13 protein-coding genes, 1 other RNA gene and 1 pseudogene are annotated in these 17795 nt (G+C 66.3%); 10 read left to right on the top strand and 5 right to left on the bottom strand.

All coding sequences use genetic code 11. The annotated features are described in order from the left end of the window. Positions 1 to 21 precede the first annotated feature (21 nt). Positions 22 to 441: a helix-turn-helix domain-containing protein gene (locus J4O73_RS04550; RefSeq protein WP_426215971.1), complete on the bottom strand. Its 420-nt coding sequence runs from the start codon at positions 439 to 441 to the stop codon at positions 22 to 24. A 1055-nt stretch (positions 442 to 1496) separates the two neighbouring features. Here J4O73_RS04550 and J4O73_RS04545 point away from each other — a divergent pair. From J4O73_RS04545 to J4O73_RS04525, 5 genes are all read left to right on the top strand, one after another. Further along, positions 1497 to 3005: an undecaprenyl-phosphate glucose phosphotransferase gene (locus tag J4O73_RS04545; protein WP_426215030.1), complete on the top strand. Its 1509-nt coding sequence runs from the start codon at positions 1497 to 1499 to the stop codon at positions 3003 to 3005. Positions 3006 to 3060: 55 nt separating this feature from the next. Then, an RNA gene (gene ffs / locus J4O73_RS04540) (signal recognition particle sRNA small type) lies at positions 3061 to 3159 on the top strand. A gap of 34 nt (positions 3160 to 3193) precedes the next feature. Further along, positions 3194 to 5071, top strand: coding sequence for a DNA polymerase III subunit gamma/tau (locus tag J4O73_RS04535; protein WP_426215028.1), 1878 nt, complete (start codon positions 3194 to 3196; stop codon positions 5069 to 5071). Positions 5072 to 5113: 42 nt separating this feature from the next. Then, positions 5114 to 5437, top strand: coding sequence for a YbaB/EbfC family nucleoid-associated protein (locus tag J4O73_RS04530; protein ID WP_426215026.1), 324 nt, complete (start codon positions 5114 to 5116; stop codon positions 5435 to 5437). Positions 5438 to 5456: 19 nt separating this feature from the next. Continuing rightward, positions 5457 to 6722, top strand: a complete 1266-nt coding sequence (locus tag J4O73_RS04525) for a glycosyltransferase family 61 protein (protein WP_426215024.1) — start codon at positions 5457 to 5459, stop codon at positions 6720 to 6722. A 118-nt stretch (positions 6723 to 6840) separates the two neighbouring features. On the opposite strand, the pseudogene J4O73_RS04520 reads toward J4O73_RS04525, so the two are convergent. Then, positions 6841 to 8459: pseudogene (locus J4O73_RS04520) on the bottom strand (phosphoenolpyruvate carboxykinase). Positions 8460 to 8819: 360 nt separating this feature from the next. Between J4O73_RS04520 and recR the strand changes: the two are divergent. The 5 genes from recR (at position 8820) to J4O73_RS04495 (ending at position 13185) form a co-directional block, all read left to right on the top strand. Beyond that, positions 8820 to 9425, top strand: coding sequence for a recombination mediator RecR (gene recR / locus J4O73_RS04515; protein WP_426215022.1), 606 nt, complete (start codon positions 8820 to 8822; stop codon positions 9423 to 9425). 81 nt (positions 9426 to 9506) lie between these two features. After that, on the top strand, positions 9507 to 10022 hold the full coding sequence (def, locus tag J4O73_RS04510; protein WP_426215020.1) for a peptide deformylase: 516 nt from the start codon (positions 9507 to 9509) through the stop codon (positions 10020 to 10022). Positions 10023 to 10029: 7 nt separating this feature from the next. Then, the gene (gene fmt / locus J4O73_RS04505; protein ID WP_426215018.1) at positions 10030 to 10959 is read left to right on the top strand and encodes a methionyl-tRNA formyltransferase; all 930 of its coding nucleotides are present in this window, start codon (positions 10030 to 10032) and stop codon (positions 10957 to 10959) included. Beyond that, the gene (gene truA, locus J4O73_RS04500) at positions 10959 to 11708 is read left to right on the top strand and encodes a tRNA pseudouridine(38-40) synthase TruA (protein WP_426215016.1); all 750 of its coding nucleotides are present in this window, start codon (positions 10959 to 10961) and stop codon (positions 11706 to 11708) included. The genes fmt and truA overlap by 1 nt, the downstream gene beginning before the upstream one ends. 106 nt (positions 11709 to 11814) lie before the next feature. Continuing rightward, complete coding sequence (locus J4O73_RS04495) at positions 11815 to 13185, top strand: hypothetical protein (protein WP_426215014.1); 1371 nt, start codon at positions 11815 to 11817, stop codon at positions 13183 to 13185. 115 nt (positions 13186 to 13300) lie between these two features. On the opposite strand, the gene dapE is transcribed toward J4O73_RS04495, so the two are convergent. The 3 genes from dapE to pheT are packed head-to-tail and all read right to left on the bottom strand — an operon-like array spanning position 13301 to position 17764. After that, a complete protein-coding gene (gene dapE, locus J4O73_RS04490) occupies positions 13301 to 14464 on the bottom strand; it encodes a succinyl-diaminopimelate desuccinylase (protein WP_426215012.1) in 1164 nt (387 codons plus the stop codon). A 10-nt stretch (positions 14465 to 14474) separates the two neighbouring features. Continuing rightward, positions 14475 to 15347: a DUF1186 domain-containing protein gene (locus tag J4O73_RS04485; protein WP_426215010.1), complete on the bottom strand. Its 873-nt coding sequence runs from the start codon at positions 15345 to 15347 to the stop codon at positions 14475 to 14477. Then, positions 15344 to 17764, bottom strand: a complete 2421-nt coding sequence (pheT, locus tag J4O73_RS04480; RefSeq protein WP_426215008.1) for a phenylalanine--tRNA ligase subunit beta — start codon at positions 17762 to 17764, stop codon at positions 15344 to 15346. The genes J4O73_RS04485 and pheT overlap by 4 nt, the downstream gene beginning before the upstream one ends. Positions 17765 to 17795: the final 31 nt, after the last annotated feature.

Here is a 17795-nt window from a genome sequence, read left to right as displayed (position 1 = left end):
CAAGGGGAAGGGGTCGGGTCGTTACGCCTGGGGGATAGTCTCGCCCGCGTTTCCATTGGCGCGGAGATGCGCGAGACGGGCGGCACTGCGGACCAGGGCCAGGACATCCCGGCGCATCTGGTCGTCGACGATCTGCGTATAGGCGCGCAGCAATTCCACCGAGCCCTGGGCGTTGAGGAAGCTGAAGACATCCTCCTGCGGACCGTCGGAGGTCGTGTTGTCATCGAAGAAGGCGGAAACCGGCACTTCCAACAGCCGGGCGATCTCACGCAGACGGCCGGCGCCGACGCGGTTCTGACCCTTCTCGTACTTCTGCACCTGCTGGAACGTCACGCCGACGGCATTGCCCAGGGCCGTCTGGCTCAGGCCGCGCGCCTTACGCAGCGCCGTGATCCGCAGGCCGACCAACCGATCCACATCGGTCGTCTGCTTCGGCATCAGGGGCGGCGTCGCATCCTTCGCCATCGGACGGGCGACCTTTATTGAAAGGTCCATCGTGTTGTGTTCGCCGTTTTCCACTGACCCAAACCCCGTCTTCGTGTGCTTACCGGGAGCAGCTTTCGGACTTCCCGGCTCGGTGTGTCACTACACCGCTATCAATCACTAGATCCAATTCGCTCGATCCTGCAAGTCTTGCGATACACCCTCAGGTTTAGGGGGCGATTATGACCGTTTTTATGTCACTCAAACCGCCCTTTTTACAGGTTGTATCTTGCAAGTTTTCGCAACCGCGAAAGATCTTCAGCTCTCTTATTCAGGTGAACTCTCAATGAGAAAGTTCAAGAAATAGATCTGGCGCGCCGGACACACATATGTTCGTAGGTTTCGAAAAGTTAAAATTTGTTAACTTTTCTGCCAACGGTACGGTGCCCATCGCCAGACTCCTTGAATCCGCCCTGGCGGCTTAACGGTTCGTTCACAAGGCAGCACCAAGCCCAGTAAATGCCAAATCCGCATTCTGAATTCAAAACGCGAACTCAGCGGTGGCGCTCATCCCACTCCGCCTGCGGTTCGTCGGCTGGATACAGAGAAATGCCATAGAGTCGATCACGTTCCGCTGTCATACTTCGTACAAAAACCTACAATCTAACGAAATATTGGCAACTCGAGCACGTAAATTCTTGGCACCCCTGCGCGGGGCGCAATGCATTTGCTTCGCCGGGCTGCGGACCACGCGCTGAATATGAGCCTCGGCGACTTTCCTCGGCAGCCCCGCACGAATCACTTTAAGTATTCCACGGAGTTGCGGCGCGCAGATTCTGCGGTTACTGCTCCCGGATTCTTCACGGACAAGCCTAACGTAAGATCAGCTCGAGTGCGGAACGCCGCGGCCGCGCCGTGATGCGATGAGACAATGACCCCTCCCACCGGGCCTTGGGGGGATGTGTCGAGGCGACGGGCTCGAGGCTTGCTCACGATCCCGGTGAGAGCCGCGTACGAAACCGCGTTCGTTTCAAAACGGCACAGATACCGATTGGTACGGCACAGGCAGACCAATGCTTCAGGAGCGGGTCCCACAATCGTACGAGCCGATCACGCTGAGCGGCACGACCCGCCGCCGCCGTGTGTGGGCGGGGGTGCTGCCACAGCGCGGTCGCGGCTTCATGCGGGTCATGCTGTCGGTTGCGGCAGCGATGGCGGATTTCGCGGCCATCGCGGGCGTGACGCTGGCGAGCGAGGTCGGCTATCGGGTGCTCTTCGCCCATGACGACGCATGGCCGACCGAAACGCGCGGCCTTCAGCTCTCGGCGCTCCTCAGCCTCATCATCGTCACCACCAATGCCCTGCGTGGGGAATACGCGCTCGACCGGATCGTCGAAGGTCGCGCGGGGCTCAGGCGGGTCGTGTCGCTGTGGTTCGTGGCCTGGGCGGTCGTGCTGGTCATCGGCTTCCTCACCAAGACGACGACGGACTATTCCCGTCTCGTCTCCCTTGTCGTCTTCTTCGTCGGTCTGCCGACCTTGTTCGCCAGCCGCCTGACGATGAGTCGACTGATCGGCCGCAGCTTGAGCCCGGCCTCGCCAACGGTCAGCCGCGTGCATCTCGTCGGCTACGACGAGGACATCCAGGCCTTCTACGCCAGCAACCAGACGGACGGGCCGGGTCTTCGCGTCGTCGGCACCAGCTACCTGCGCCGCACCGACCCCCAGGCCGACGCCGCCACGCGCTACGAACAGCTTCAGGAAGACCTCGACCTCGCCGTCTCCGTCGTGCGATTCCTGCGGCCGGACGATGTGTTCGTCCTCGTGCCCTGGGCCGACGCCGCCGAGGTGGAGCGCTGCATCGACGCCTTCCTCCGCGTACCCGCCGCCCTGCACCTGCGCCCCGGCACGGTCCTCGACCGTTTTCCCGACATGCAGGTCGCGCGCGTCGGCAAGGTCTCCGGCATCAATATTGGCCGTCGTCCGCTGAATCTCGGCGAGATCGTGGTGAAGCGCTGCTTCGATGTCGTGGTGGCGCTGCTGGCGCTCTTCGCGCTGTTGCCGCTGTTGGCCCTGATCGCCGTGGCGATCAAACTCGACAGTCCCGGCCCGGTCTTCTTCCGCCAGCGTCGCTACGGTTTCAATCAACAACCCTTCGACGTCTTTAAGTTCCGCTCCATGAAAGCGGACCACTCTTCAGTGTTCAAGCAGGCGACGCGCAACGACAGCCGCATCACCCGTATCGGCGCGCTGCTGCGGCGGTCGAACCTCGACGAGCTGCCCCAGCTCTTCAACGTCATCCTCGGCGACATGTCTCTCGTCGGCCCGCGCCCCCATGCGCTGGCGCACGACCGCAGCTTCGAGGGGCGGATCGCCCTTTACGCCCGCCGCCACAACGTAAAGCCGGGCATTACCGGCTGGGCGCAGGTGAACGGCTTCCGGGGCGAGACCCAGACCGACCAGGCGATGGCCGGCCGCGTGGAGCACGACCTGTTCTACATCGACCATTGGTCGATCTGGCTCGACATTCAGATCATGATCCTCACCGTGATTTCTCGTCGCGCCTACCGCAACGCGTTCTGAGCGGAGAGCGGCACGGGCGGCTTGCGTTCCCCCGGCGAGACGGCCATATAGCCGACGGGGGGTTGGCGGGGGACGTTTCACTCGCCAACCGGGTCAGGTCCGGAAGGAAGCAGCCCTAACGAGACCGAGCGGGTCTCTGTCCAGCCTCCCACCTCTCATGAGGGCGCGAGTCCCGAACCCGACACGTCATGGACGCTTCGACCGGCACGCCTGACGACGAGCCGGGGCTTCCCGGTTTCGCCGCCCCGACATTGCAGCCGACCCCCTACCGGGTCCTGGCGCGCAAATACCGGCCCACGCATTTCGGCGACTTGATCGGCCAGGAGGCGATGGTCCGCACGCTGGGCAACGCCTTCGCGGCCCAGCGTATTCCCCAAGCCTGGATGCTGACCGGCGTGCGCGGCGTCGGCAAGACCACCACGGCCCGCATCCTCGCCCGCGGCCTCAACTATGCCCGGGCCGGCGTTCCCGACACCGGCCCGACCGTCGACATGCCGGAACTCGGCCTCCACTGCGCGGCGATCATGGAATCCCGGCACATGGACGTGCTGGAGATGGACGCCGCCTCGCATACCGGCATCGACGATGTGCGAGCCATCATCGACGGCATTCGCTATGGGCCGGTCTCGGCGCGCTACAAGGTCTACATCGTAGACGAGGTCCACATGCTGTCGGAGAAGGCGTTCAACGCCTTCCTGAAGACCCTGGAAGAGCCGCCGCCCCACGCGAAGTTCGTGTTCGCCACCACCGAGATCCGCAAGGTCCCGGTAACGATCCTGTCGCGGTGCCAGAGGTTCGATCTGCGCCGGGTCGAGGCGCCCGTGCTGCGCGCCCATCTCGCCAAGATCTGCACCGCCGAAGGCGTGACCGTCGAAGAAGAGGCGTTGGCGGCCATCGTGCGCGCGGCGGAAGGGTCCGTGCGCGACTCGCTCTCTCTCCTCGATCAGGCCATTGCCCATGGGGCGGGCGCAGTCTCGGCGCAGGGTGTGCGCGACATGCTCGGCCTTGCCGACCGCGCGCGGATCGTGGACCTGTTCGAAGCCGTGATGCGCGGCGCCGTGCCAGCCGCCTTCGCGGAGTTGCGGGCGCAATACGATTCCGGCGCCGACCCGGCGGTGGTCATGTCGGACCTTGCCGCCTTCACTCATCTCGTCACCCGATTGAAGATCGTCCCCGACGCGGCGGCAGACCCGTCGCTCAGCGAGACGGAGCGCCTGCGCGGCACGGATTTCGCGGGCAAGCTGTCCATGCGGGCGCTGTCGCGGGCGTGGCAAATTCTGCTTAAGGCGATCCCCGAGGTGCAATCGGCTCCCCGGCCGCTGGCAGCCGCCGAGATGGCGATCGTGCGCCTCGCCTATGCCGCCGACCTGCCGACGCCTGACGAGGCCCTGCGCCGCCTGCGCGAGGACGCCGCCGCCGAGGCGGGGGCGGAGCCGCGTCAGGCCCTGCCGCCGACACCGCCCGCACCGGTCGCCGCGATGGCGACGCCGCGACCCGTGCTGGAACAGGTCGTCCCCGCGCCCGTTCGAATGCAGGCCTCCGCCCAGGCCGGGAGCGCGCCGGTTCTGCGGGCGGTGCCAGCCCCCGCTCCGGCGCTCAGCCCTGTCCCCGAGGCCGGGCCGAGGCTCGCGCGCTTCGAGGATGTGGTCGCCCTGGCCGATGCGCGCCGGGATATCCTGCTCAAGGCGGCCCTCGAACGCGATGTCCATCTGGTGCGGTTCGAGGAAGGCCGGATCGATATCCGCCTCGCGACGGGCGGACGCCCGAGCCTCGCCAATGATCTGTCGGCCGCGCTGACCTCCTGGACGGGCCGCCGCTGGATCGTGTCCCTCTCGCAGGAGGATGGCGCGCCGACGCTCGCCGAGAACAGCCGCATGGCGAGCGAGACCCGGCGCGAGAACGCTGCCGCCGATCCGTTCGTCCGCGAGGCCCTGACCCGCTTTCCGGGTGCCGAGATCGTGGATGTTCGCGAAACGGCGTCAGAGGCGCGCGCCACCGCCGAAGAGGAAATCCTCGGCGATCTCGACGCCGCCCGCGTCGAGGAGGCGGAAGGCGACGACCTGTGACACGTCATCCCGCGACCGAAATGAGACGATGAGGAGCCAAGCATGCGCGACCTGATGGGCATCATGAAGCAGGCCCAGGCCATGCAGGAGAAGATGGCGGAGGTGCAGGCCGAACTCGACACCGTCGAGGTTGAGGGCGCCTCCGGCGGCGGCTCCGTGCGCGTGAGCATGACGGCAAAGGGCCAGCTCCGCCGGATCAACATCGACCCCGCCCTGATGGTCGCCGACGAGCGCGAGATCCTGGAAGACCTGATCGTCGCCGCCTGCAACGATGCACGCGGCAAGGCCGAGCACGTCATGCAGGAGCGTATGGCCGAACTCACCAAGGGCCTGCCCCTGCCGCCCGGCATGAAGCTGCCCTTCTAGCCCGGGCCCGGCGCGCCGCATGGGTCGCCAGGTTGCGGCAGCGAGCGCCCTGATGCCCGCGGGGATCGATCCCGATTGCCTCGTCTTCTCCTGTGCCGAGGCGGTGCCACAGGCCGGCATCACCTTCGCCGGGGCAGATGATCTCTACGAGTCGATGCGCGGGCGGGTCTGTGAGCGGACTCGTACCGTCACGACGTTGTTCCCGGCCTATGCCTATCGCCGTCCCGCTCCGAACCGGCTCACTGGTCCCAATCCTGCGGGAATCGAGGCCGTCGCGCGTTGGTATGGCGAGTTGGACGAGGCCTACCGCAGCGGCTTCCCGGCCTCGCTGCTGTGCGAGACGCGCGATGTCCGCCTCGGCGGCCACGTGGTCCATTACCGCGAGGGTGGCAGCCTCCGGATCCTCTACGAGACCCATCGCCTGAGCGACGCGGGGATGACCGAGGCGATCGGGCTCGATCACGACCGGGTGGACGAGCACTTCGACGATGAGGGCGTGTATTTCCTCCTCGGCTCCGTCGGCTCGTTCAATTACGGCCACTGGCTCGTGGACGATTTACCCCGGCTCGAAGGCTTCTTCGCGATCCGTCGGCTGCATCCGGGACGCGAGATCACGATCCTGCTGCCCGGCTACGATCCGCAGATGAATGAGGTGCGGCGGCGGATGATCGCCCTCACCCTCGGTCGCGATACGCGGTGGCGGGCCGTGTTCTACGACCGGAAGCGGGTCTATGCCCTGCCACGTTTGTACTTCGCGACCCCGTGCAGCCAGGAGCCCTTCGGCGCGTCGCCCCAGGCGGTCGCCACCGTGAGGAAGCGCCTTCTGGGCAGGACGTGGCTCGCGCGCGTGGAGACGGCACTGCGCACCATGGGGGCACCCGAGCGCGGCCGACGCCTGTTCGTGGATCGCGCGGGGTCCCGGGGTCGCACCCTCGTCAATCGCCCGGAAGTCGTCGCGGCCCTGGAGCGACGCGGCTTCGAGGTGATCGACCCCGAGCAATTCAGTCCACGCCAGCAGATCGTACGGTTCGCGAGGGCGCGAGTGGTGGTCGGTCTCGCGGGCGCGGCGATGACCAACACGATCTTCTGCCCACCGGGCGCGAAGATCCTGACCGTCATTCCCGACAGCGGCTGGACCGACCCGTTCTTCTGGAATCTCGCAGCCGTCTGCGGCCAGCCCTACTCGGCCCTGTTCGGTCGCTGGAGCGAGCGGGAAGACGTCGCCGCCCGACGCGATTTCTCGGTCGCCATCCCGGATTTGGAGGCGGCGCTCGATGCCCTGTGACGCCGCCACCGAGGCAGTTCGCACGCTCCACGTCTCTGCGAGCGAAGCGAAGCAATGACGTGGAGAGCGAAGGGCCAAGATCGGGTCGTTCGACCTTGGCCCTTCGTTGGCCCGCCGCTCAGGCGGCGATGGCCTGGGCGCTCGGTCCGGCGGCGCGGACGTCGGAGTCGACGTGATCCTCGAACCGCTTGAAGTTGTCCTCGAACATCTTCACCAGCCGGGCGGCCGTCTCGACGAAGGCGGTCTTGTTGCCCAGGTTTTGACCGGCTGCAGGATATGCGGCTCGACGCCCGGAACGAAGACCGGCACCGCGAAGCCGAAATACGGGTCGCGGCGGAACTCGGCGTTCGAGAGCGAGCCGTCGAGGGCAGCGGACAGCAGGCGGCGGGTCACGCGGATCGGCATGCGGCGGCCGGTGCCGACGCCACCACCGGTCCAACCGGTGTTGACGAGCCAGCAATCGACGCTGTGCTTGGCGATCAGGTCACGCAGCAGGTTGCCGTAGGTGCTCGGATGGCGCGGCATGAACGGCGCGCCGAAGCAGGTCGAGAAGGTCGCCTCCGGCCCGGTCAGGCCGCGTTCGGTGCCCGCCACCTTGGCGGTGTAGCCCGAAAGGAAGTGGTACATCGCCTCGGCGCCGGTCAGCTTGGCGATCGGCGGCATCACGCCGAAGGCGTCGCAGGTCAGCATCACGATGTTCTTCGGATGCCCGGCCCGGCCGGTGCTGCTGGCATTGGCGATGAAGTCCAGCGGGTAGGCGCAGCGGGTGTTCTCGGTGAGCGACGCGTCGTCGAAATCCGGCACGCGGGTCATCGGGTCGATGACCACGTTCTCCATCACCGTGCCGAAGCGCTCGGTGGTGGCGTAGATCTCCGGCTCGGCGTTGCGCGAAAGGCGGATGGTCTTGGCGTAGCAGCCGCCCTCGAAGTTGAAGATGCCCTCGTTCGACCAGCCGTGCTCGTCGTCACCGAGGAGCTGGCGGGAGGAATCGTTCGACAGGGTGGTCTTGCCGGTGCCCGAGAGGCCGAAGAAGATCGCCGAGCCGCCCTCGGCGTCGAGGGCCGCGTTGGCCGAGCAGTGCATCGGCATCACGCCCTGCTTCGGCAGCATGTAGTTGAGGTAGGTGAAGACCGACTTCTTCATCTCGCCCGCGTAGGCCGAGCCGCCGATCAGCACGAGCTTCTTGGCGAAGTCGATGGCGATGACGGTCTTCGAGCGGCAGCCGTGACGGGCCGGATCAGCCTGGAAGCTCGGCAGATCGATGATCGTGAGATCGGGCACGTAGGAGGCGAGCTCGGAGCGGTCCGGGCGGATCAGCAGGTTGCGGATGAACAGCGAGTGCCACGCGAACTCGGTGAAGACCCGCGCCTTCACCCGGTGGGACGGATCCGCACCGCCGAAGAGGTCCTGCGCGAACAGTTCCTTGCCCTCGGCGTGCTTCAGGAAGTCCTGGCGCAGGGTCTCGAACTGATCGGGCGTGATGGCGCCGTTATTGTCCCACCAGATCTCGTTCTCGGTGGAGGCGTCCCGCACCACGAACTTGTCCTTGGGCGACCGGCCCGTATGCGAACCGGTGGTGGCGACGAGGGCGCCGCCGCGGGCGAGCTTCCCTTCGTTGCGGGTCAGCGCCTCCTCGTAGAGGCGGGGCGCTTCGAAATTCCAATGGACGGTCTTGAGCTCGCGGAAGCCCGCTGCTTCGGCGCCGTGGGCCGCGTTGAAATCACCGATGTTGTTCAAGTGCGAATCTCCCGGGCACCTGGGCGTGGCGCGACCGCGAAAGCGTGCGGCTCCGCCGCCGACTGGCTCCCCCGCTGGGTAAACAGCGAAGCGTTGCCGTCAATATGACCTTTCGTCGGAGTCTCGCCGCGTCTTCCGGGGGCCATTTATACGAATAAGGCCCACAGGTCATGGACATGAGCATAGCAACCCGTCAGTAACCTGAATGTCGGAAGCGCTGCCAACACCATTACAAAATCTACGAAACCTATAGCGGCGCGCTGGATATTGCCGCACCTGCGTCACGGTGCACACCGTCTTCCCCTGAGGGCGTGGGCGTTCTAGACGGAGGCCCGAGCCGCGCGAGACCCACGAGACCCGATGCCTCAAGCCGTCGCCGGCCCGGAGATCGAACGCCTGATCCAGTTGCTGGGCCGGATGCCGGGTCTGGGCCCCCGTTCCGCCCGCCGGGCCGCGCTCCAACTCATCAAGAAGCGCGACACGCTGCTCGCGCCGTTGGCCGAGGCCATGCGGGTCGCCTCCGAGCGCATCGTCGTCTGTTCGAATTGCGGCAACGTCGATACGTGCGAGCCCTGCACCGTCTGTCGCGATCCTGGGCGCGACCCGACCACGCTGGTGGTGGTGGAAGATGTCTCCGACCTCTGGGCGCTCGAACGCTCGGGGGCGGTGCGGGCGCGCTACCATGTGCTGGGCGGCGTGCTTTCGGCCCTCGATGGGGTGCGGCCCGAGCATCTCAACATTGCCAGCCTCGTGGAGCGAGCGGCCGACCCGGCCGTGACAGAGGTGATTTTGGCGCTCAACGCCACCGTCGATGGGCAGACCACAGCCCATTACATCACCGAGGCGATCCGGCACCTTGAGCGCAAGGTCACGCGTCTCGCCCACGGCGTGCCGGTGGGCGGCGAACTGGATTACCTCGACGAGGGCACCCTCACGGCGGCCATCCGCAGCCGGACGGCGTTCTGAACCCGCATTTGACCACCCCGACCCGCCACCATATTGCCAGGGTAGAATTAGGCGCGACCAGCGCCTCTCCCGGTAGACGCCATGACCATTCGCCCCCTCGTGATCTTGCCCGATCAGCAGTTGAAGCTCGTCTCCGAGCCGGTGGGTGACATCACCGCCGAGATCAAAACTCTCGTCGCCGACATGTTCGAGACGATGTACGACGCCCCCGGGGTCGGCCTTGCGGCAATCCAGATCGGCGTCGCCAAGCGCATCGTCACCATCGACACGTCGAAGGAAGAGGGCGTGCGCGAGCCGCGCGTGTTCATCAATCCGGAGATCGTGTGGTCCTCCGAGGAGCGGCGCTGCTACGACGAGGGCTGCCTCTCGATTCCCGAATATTACGCCGAGGTCGAGCGGCCGGACCGGGTGCGCGTGAAGTTTCGCGACCTCGACGGCAAGGAGCAGGAAATCGAGGCCGATGGCCTGCTCTCGACCTGCATCCAGCACGAGATCGATCACCTGAACGGTGTGCTGTTCATCGATCACCTATCCAAGCTGAAGCGCGACCGGGTGATGAAGAAGTTCACCAAGGCGGCCAAGCGCGACGCGGCCTGATCCCACCATGCGCGTCGTCTTCATGGGCACCCCGGATTTCGCGGTGCCGACCCTGGCACGTCTGGCCGAGGACAGGCACGCCATCGCCGCCGTCTACACACGTGCGCCTGCGCGGGCGGGACGTGGCATGACCTTGCGCCCCTCCCCCGTCCACGCGCTCGCCGACACGCTCGGCGTGCCGGTGCTGACGCCCGCGACCCTGCGCACGCCCGAGGCCGCCGAGACCTTCGCCGCCCACGGGGCCGACGTGGCTGTGGTCGTGGCCTATGGAATGCTGCTGCCGCAAGCGATCCTCGACCTTCCCCGGCATGGCTGCTTGAACCTGCACGGCTCGCTGTTACCGCGCTGGCGCGGCGCCGCGCCGATCCAGCGGGCGGTGATGGCGGGCGACGCCGAGAGCGGCGTCGGGGTGATGCGGATGGAAGCCGGGCTCGATACCGGTCCCGTCGCCCTTGAGGCGCGTGTGCCGATCCTGCCGGGCATGACTGCCGGCGAGCTGCACGACGCCCTGATGCCGGTGGGTGCAGGGCTGATGTCCGACGCGCTGAAGGCCCTCGACACGGGCGATCTCACCTTCCACCCCCAGCCGGACGAGGGTGTGCTCTACGCCCACAAGATCACCAACGAGGAAGCCCGGATCGACTGGTCCGGCGAGGCGCAGACGGTCGCGCGCCACATCAACGGATTGTCGCCCTTCCCCGGCGCTTTCTTCGAGACCGATCTCGGCAAGGGGCCGGAGCGGGTCAAGGTCCTGCGCGCCCTCCCCGCCGAAGGCTCGGGCGAGCCGGGCACGCTTCTCGACGGCGAGGCGACGGTCGCCTGCGGTACGGGGGCCGTGCGCCTTCTCGAATTGCGCCGTGCGGGCAAGGGTGGCAGCGCGACGGGGGCGGAGTTCGTTCGCGGCGCACGTCTCGCGGCGGGCGCGCGCCTCGGCTGATGCCCCGCTACAAGCTCGTCATCGAATACGACGGCGCTCCCTTCTGCGGCTGGCAGCGGCAGACGGACGATCCGACCGTACAGGGCGCCATCGAGGCGGCGGTCATGCGCTTTTCCGGCGAGCAGGCCCGCCTCGTCTGCGCCGGACGCACGGATGCGGGCGTTCACGCGACCCATCAGGTCGCGCATGTCGATCTCGCCAAGGCGTGGCGCACGGATACCGTCCGCGATGCCCTGAACGCGCATCTGCGGCCGCAGCCGGTGGCGGTTGTCGCCGCCGAGCTCGTGCCCGAGACGTTCGACGCGCGCCATTCGGCGATCCGGCGTCACTACCGCTACCGCATCCTCAACCGTCGCAGCCCCGCCGCCCTCACCCGCGCCCATGTCTGGCAGGTTCCCTGGGCGCTCGATGCGGAACTGATGCACATCGCGGCCCAGCGCCTGACCGGACGGCACGACTTCACCGCGTTCCGCGCCGCCGAGTGCCAAGCGAAGAGCCCGGTGCGGACGCTCGAAAAGCTCGACGTGACCCGCCAGTGGATGGGCCAGCACGGCGAGATCGTGATCGAGACCTGTGCCCGCTCCTTCCTGCACCATCAGGTGCGGGCCATGGTCGGTACGCTGATGCTGGCCGGCTGCCGCCGCCTTTCGGCCGACGACGTCGCCGACATCCTCGCCACCGGAGACAAGACCCGCTGCGGCCCCCTGGCGCCGGCCTGCGGACTGACCTTCGTGGGGGTAGATTACTGAGTTTCGCCCGTTATCAGAGCCTTAATAAACCTGAGGTTTAGAAATCGCTTCGCGGTTGCCACTTTTGTGCCGAAGCAGGACCGAGCGTGCTGCTTAGGGGGCGGAGATGGAATTACCATTTGCGATTGCGGTATATCTCTGTACCGCATTGTCGGTCTTGTCCCCTGGGTTCTTCATTACATTACGCGAGTCAGTAAAGAAACAACGTCAGGAAATCATAACAGATCTTGCCAACGTATTTGATACTGGACAAGACGGCGGCGTGCATCTGATACCGTCGTTCGAATTTGTGAAATACAAGTATTTTGTCGGACTGAGACGAGGACAAGATCCTGAGATTGGTCGCAGTGAAGCCGCTCGCCGAGCAGATCAGATCGATCTGAACCGCGAGAGAAAAGACTTCTCCGCCATTTCGTGGCTTCTCGGCTGCATTCCTTTCAGTGTGCTCGTCGGCTTCTCGACGTATTATTCTCTTACGATGATACAATATCTCCTGTCGTCGCATACCACTCTTCCAGGGCAATTGGTTTGGCCGGACGTCTCGTACCCGAAGCCGGGTGATCGTGCAGAACTTTGGCTGCTCGGCATGTGCGCCGCATTCGCAGGCAGTTACATCACAGCGCTGCGCAATCTGTTACGCGCTATTCGAAACTTCGACTTGAGTCCGGTAGCCATCGTATCCGAGACGACGAAGATCTTGCTGAGCATTGCTCTCGCGCCGATCGTCACGATCATACTCGTGAACATGGGAAGTCAAGCACTGAACTCCCTCTTTGGCGTTGCGTCTCACGATTCGCCGTTTACACTGGGCATCTTAATTACAGCTTGTTTCGTTATAGGACTTCTTCCGGATGTGGCCCTGAGATGGGTCATACAGCGCGACCATCTCAGAAATTTCAAACAAGAAGAGGTTGACGTCTTCCAGGCTTTCAAAATTACGCCGGTCGAAATCATCGACGGTATAGATAGCGACATCCGAGCACGCCTCGAAGACCATCATATTCATAACACTCAAAATCTGGCAGCCGCCAACCCGCTGATGTTGTTCGTGGAAACGCCGTATGGGGTTTATCAGATCATGGACTGGGTAGCGCAGTCTCAGCTGTGCTGCGCGGTGGGCAGAGACAAGATCGTCAGGATGTGGCCGCTTGGAGTGCGGACGCTGTTCGATCTCGAGCGGCTCGCGACCGATGACGAGGAGGAGAGCGTGGCGCTGCTACTTGAGGTTGGCCGCGTCATCCTGGGTACGGGCCTCATCCCCTACCAGGGCTTGGACAAGGCAGCGGCCGCAGCCGTCATTCGGCGCAGTATCGAATTGCGGCTCGACGATCCCCACGTCCAGCGTCTCCGACAGATCTATATCGCAGTCGGCGATCGTCTGGGCCGGAAGAGTCGTCGCTTCACCGGCACTTTCAGACAGACGTCGACCGGAATCTCCGATGCCTACTTCGCATGGCTCAGGCAAAAGTGGTCCTGACGCGCGACAGGCAGCAGGGCCAGGTCCAGCCTGCGGACCGGCCGTCATGAACGCGAGTTCAGGTCTGAACGGCGTCGCCGCGATGGCGAAGGCAGCGTAAGAATCTGGCGTGATCTCACGCGAAATACGTGTCGAGAACCCGCTGGTAGATCGCGGTCAGCCGTTCGATATCGGCGACCGCGACGCCTTCATCGACCTGATGCATCGTCTCGCCCACGAGGCCGAACTCGATCACCGGGCACACATCCTTGATGAAGCGCGCATCCGAGGTGCCGCCCGTAGTCGAGAGCACGGGGGTCAGCCCGGTCTCGGCTTGGATCGCCTCCGAGACGAGCGTCACGAACGAATCCGGCTGGGTCAGGAAGGCGGGGGAGTTCGAGGGCTGGAGGTCGAGCAGGTAACGCACCGAGTTTCCGGCGGCCTTATCCAGACGGCGGCGGATTTCGGCGCCCAGGGTATCGGCGGTCCAATCGTCGTTGAAGCGGATGTTGAAGGTCGCCCGCGCCGTGGCGGGGATGACGTTGGTCGCCGTGTTGCCCACGTCGATGGTCGTGAATTCCAGGTTCGAGGCGTCGAAATGCGCGCTCCCGCCATCGAGCGGTTCGGCGATCAGCGCCGTCGTGAGCCGGAGGAGGCCGGGAATCGGATTCTCCGCCTTGTGCGGATAGGCGACGTGGCCCTGGCGCCCGAGCACCGTGAGCTTGCCCGTGAGCGAACCGCGGCGGCCGATCTTGATCATCTCACCGAGCGTCCCCGGATTGGTCGGCTCGCCGAGCAGGCAATGGTCGAACCGCTCGCCGCGCTGGCGCGCCCAATCGAGCAGCTTCACCGTGCCGTTGACCGCCGGCCCCTCCTCGTCACCCGTGATGAGGAAAGCGATGGAGCCGGGGACCTTGCCGCCCCGGCGCTCAACGAAGGCGAGCGCGGCGGCCATCATGCAGGCGACGCCGCCTTTCATGTCGGCCGCGCCGCGGCCGTAGAGCATCCCGCCCTCGATCGTGGCCGAGAACGGATCGTGCCGCCACTCGGCGGTCTCGCCCGTCGGCACCACGTCGGTATGCCCGGCGAAGACGAGGCACGGCCCCTCGCGCCCGAGCCGGGCGAACAGGTTCGGCGTATCGGGATAGCCGGCCTCGGAGAAGACCGGCCGCTCCACCACGAACCCCGCCGCGCTCAAGGCGTCCGCGACGACGCCCAGGGCCCCGGCATCCTCCGGAGTCACGGAGGCGCAGCGGATCAGCGCCTGCGCGAGATCGAGGGCGGAGGGGGCCTGGGTCATCAGAAGCCTCTTACCCTTCGGGCGGCATCCATACCGCCTCGGGCTCGACCTTGCCGAGGCAGCACTTCTTGAACTTCTTGCCCGAGCCGCAAGGGCACGGATCGTTGCGCCCCACATCCTTGAGCGGGTTGCGCTGCGGCTCGCCGAAGCCTTCGCGCGTCCATTCGAGGGCGGCGACCGGATCGTCGAGGAAGCCGTACTGGTCCGGCGGCAGACGCTCGAGGTCGTGCGGGTGGCGCTCGGCCTCGCGGAGCGTGTCCCTGAACCAATCGGGGTCGCTGAATTCGGGATCGATGCGCCCGTCCTTCCGGGCGGCCTCGACGCGAGGCGCCAAGTCACGCAGGCCGAGAGTGGCGATCGCCTCCTCCCAGGCGCTCCAGCCGATATCGCCCTCGACGGACGCCTTGGCTTCATCGAACCGCACCAGCAGCCGGTGCAGGGCGTCGCGCTCGATCCGCCCTGTAAGGCACAGGAAGATGCAGGCCTTCAGGACCGCCTCGCGGATCCCGTCGTCCAGGCTGCTGTCGAGGATCAGACGAAAGAGCGGCTCGGATTGCCCGTCATAGACGCTCGTGAGAACTCGCGAGAGCGTTGCCGACACGGCGTCGCCCAGCACCGCTTCGACCACCTCGATATCCTGCCGTAGCAGAGCGAGGAGCGGGCCGAGGGCGCGCGTGTCCCGCGCCTTCGCCATGATATGCAGGCCCCAGAACAGGAGGTTCGCTTCGCGCTCCTCCAGTTCGGCCCCGGTCGCGGCCTTGACGAGAACGGGAAGCGTCGCCTCCGCGACGGCGTCCGAATGATCCAAGGCCTTGCGCAGCGCGGCGACCGGCAGATGAACGGCCGCGGCCAGATCCTCGATGAGCAAGGCGACCGGGATCATCCGCGCAGGCTCGCCCCGGTGCGCTTGGCGACCTCGGCGACGATCTTGGCGCTCACCGCCTCGATCTCCGCATCGGTGAGCGTCTTGTCCGTGGGCTGGAGCCGCACCGCCACCGCGATGGACTTCGATCCCTCGGCCACGCCCGGCCCCTCGTAGATGTCGAACACCTCGACCGCCGTGACAAGCTTGCGCTCGGCGTTCTGGGCCGCCTTCACGATGTCGCCTGCCGGGACATCGCGGCCGACCACGAAGGCGAAGTCGCGGGTCAGCGGCTGGAACTCGGAAAGGGCGAGGGCCGCCTTGGCCTTGGTCGGCTTCTGCTTGGGAAGCGGCAGCGCATCGAGGATCAGCTCGAAGGCCACGAGGCTTCCCTTGAGGTCGAGGGCCTGCATGGCCCGCGGGTGGACTTCGCCGAACCAGCCGATCTCGGTCTTCGGCCCGAAGCGCAGGGTGCCCGAGCGGCCGGGATGCAGCCAGGCCGGGCCACCCGCCGTCACCTGCAACCCGCCGGTCGGGATGCCGAGACTCGCGAGGAGCGCCATGGCATCCGCCTTGGCGTCGAAAGCATCGACGGTGCGGGTTGCGCCATCCCAATGACGTCCCGAGCCGATCAGCACCGCCGTACCGCGACGTACGCCCGCCGCGCGGATGGTCTGACCCTCGGGCTGATCGGTGCCGAAGCACTGGCCAACCTCGAACAGGGCAGCATCGGGATAGCCGCGGTCGGCGTTGCGCTGCGTGGCGCGAAGCAGACCGGGCACGAGGCTCGGGCGCATGTCCGACAAATCGGAGGCGATGGGGTTGGCGAGTTTCAGATCCGCTCCGCCGCCGCCGAACAACTCGGCATCGGCCTGCGGGATGAACGACCACGTCACCGCTTCCATCAGGCCCCGGCTGGCCAGGGCCCGCTTGGCGGTGCGCGTGCGCTTCTGCATCGGCGTCAGCAGCGCGCGGCCGACACCCGCCGGACGCGGCAGGGGCTTCGCCTCGATCCGGTCGAGACCGGCGATCCGGATCACCTCCTCGACGAGATCGGCCTTGCCCTCGACATCGGGCCGCCAGGACGGGGGCCGGACGTTCACGCGGTCGCCCGAGCCGGACACATCGAAGCCGAGAGCGTCCAGCGTCGCCTTTATCTCGTCCTGGGGCAGGTCGAGCCCCGCGAGGCGGCGCACCTCGGACCAGGGAAATTCGATGATCCGCCCGGTCTCGGGCGGCTCGCCGATGACGCTGGCCTGGGTCGGCGTCCCGCCGCAGATGTCGAGGACGAGCTTGGTCGCGAGGTCGAGACCCGGCAGGGTCGAGAGCGGATCGACGCCGCGCTCGAACCGGTAGCGGGCATCCGTGACGATGCCGAGCCGCCGCCCACTCTGGGCGATGTTGGCCGGATCCCAAAGGGCCGATTCGATCAGCACGTCGGTGGTGGCCTCGTCGCAGCCCGAGGCTTCGCCGCCCATGATGCCGGCGATCGACTCGACGCCGTTCTCATCCGCGATCACGACCGTGTCGTCCGTGAGCGTATGGCTTCTGCCGTCGAGCGCCAGAAGCGTCTCGCCTGCCTTCGCCCGGCGGACAGTGAGGGCGCCCTTTACCTTGGCCGCGTCGAAGACGTGGAGCGGGCGTCCGCGATCGAAGGTGATGTAGTTGGTGATGTCGACCAGCGCGTTGATTGGACGGAGGCCGATGGCGCGCAGCCGGGCCTGCATCCAGTCCGGCGAAGGGCCATTCTTCACGCCGCGCACGAGGCGTAGCGCAAACATCGGGCAGAGACCCGCATCGGCCGGTTCGAACGCGCGCACCACCTGGACCGGACATTCGCCCCCGCCGTCCACCGGCGCTGCGGCCTCGCCCTTCAAGGTACCGAGGCCCGCCGCCGCGAGGTCCCGGGCGATGCCGTGGATCGAGGTGCAATCCGGCCGGTTCGGGGTGAGGTTGATCTCGATGACCGGATCGTCGAGCCCGGCGAAGGCGGCGTAGGGCGTGCCTGCCGGGGCATCGGTCGTCAGGTCGATGATGCCGTCATGGTCCTCGCCGAGCCCGAGTTCGGCGGCCGAGCAGAGCATGCCCCGGCTCTCGACCTCGCGGATGTTGCCGACCGACAGGGTGATGTTCTTGCCGGGCACGTAGGTGCCGGGCGGCGCGAACACGGTGCGCATGCCCGCCCGCGCGTTCGGCGCGCCGCAGACCACCTGCACGGGCGCCCCCTCGCCCGCATCGACCGAGCAGACGCGCAGCCGGTCGGCGTTCGGGTGCTGCTCGGCGGTGAGCACATGGGCGATCACGTAGGGCTTCAGCGCCGCCGCCTTGTCCTCGATCCCTTCGACCTCGAGGCCGATGCGGGTCAGGGTCTCGGCGACGGTTTCGAGGGACGCCTCGGTCTCGAGGTGATCCTTGAGCCAGGAGAGGGTGAATTTCATGGGACGCGGCTCGGGAAGGGAAGAATCAGGG

The organism is Methylobacterium sp. NFXW15, from assembly GCF_049887755.1.
GTDB lineage: Bacteria > Pseudomonadota > Alphaproteobacteria > Rhizobiales > Beijerinckiaceae > Methylobacterium.
The sequence above is the reverse complement of the archived record's forward strand: the minus strand, read 5'-3'. Positions and strand labels throughout refer to the sequence as shown.

Bases quoted from the DNA above. Each gene is read 5' to 3' on its own strand.
- J4O73_RS04485 (WP_426215010.1), bottom strand. From the start codon at position 15,347: ATGATCCCGGTCGCCTTGCTCATCGAGGATCTGGCCGCGGCCGTTCAT.
- fmt (WP_426215018.1), top strand. From the start codon at position 10,030: ATGCGCGTCGTCTTCATGGGCACCCCGGATTTCGCGGTGCCGACCCTG.
- recR (WP_426215022.1), top strand. From the start codon at position 8,820: ATGCCTCAAGCCGTCGCCGGCCCGGAGATCGAACGCCTGATCCAGTTG.
- J4O73_RS04495 (WP_426215014.1), top strand. From the start codon at position 11,815: ATGGAATTACCATTTGCGATTGCGGTATATCTCTGTACCGCATTGTCG.
- J4O73_RS04525 (WP_426215024.1), top strand. From the start codon at position 5,457: ATGGGTCGCCAGGTTGCGGCAGCGAGCGCCCTGATGCCCGCGGGGATC.
- J4O73_RS04545 (WP_426215030.1), top strand. From the start codon at position 1,497: ATGCTTCAGGAGCGGGTCCCACAATCGTACGAGCCGATCACGCTGAGC.
- def (WP_426215020.1), top strand. From the start codon at position 9,507: ATGACCATTCGCCCCCTCGTGATCTTGCCCGATCAGCAGTTGAAGCTC.
- J4O73_RS04535 (WP_426215028.1), top strand. From the start codon at position 3,194: ATGGACGCTTCGACCGGCACGCCTGACGACGAGCCGGGGCTTCCCGGT.
- pheT (WP_426215008.1), bottom strand. From the start codon at position 17,764: ATGAAATTCACCCTCTCCTGGCTCAAGGATCACCTCGAGACCGAGGCG.
- truA (WP_426215016.1), top strand. From the start codon at position 10,959: ATGCCCCGCTACAAGCTCGTCATCGAATACGACGGCGCTCCCTTCTGC.
- dapE (WP_426215012.1), bottom strand. From the start codon at position 14,464: ATGACCCAGGCCCCCTCCGCCCTCGATCTCGCGCAGGCGCTGATCCGC.
- J4O73_RS04530 (WP_426215026.1), top strand. From the start codon at position 5,114: ATGCGCGACCTGATGGGCATCATGAAGCAGGCCCAGGCCATGCAGGAG.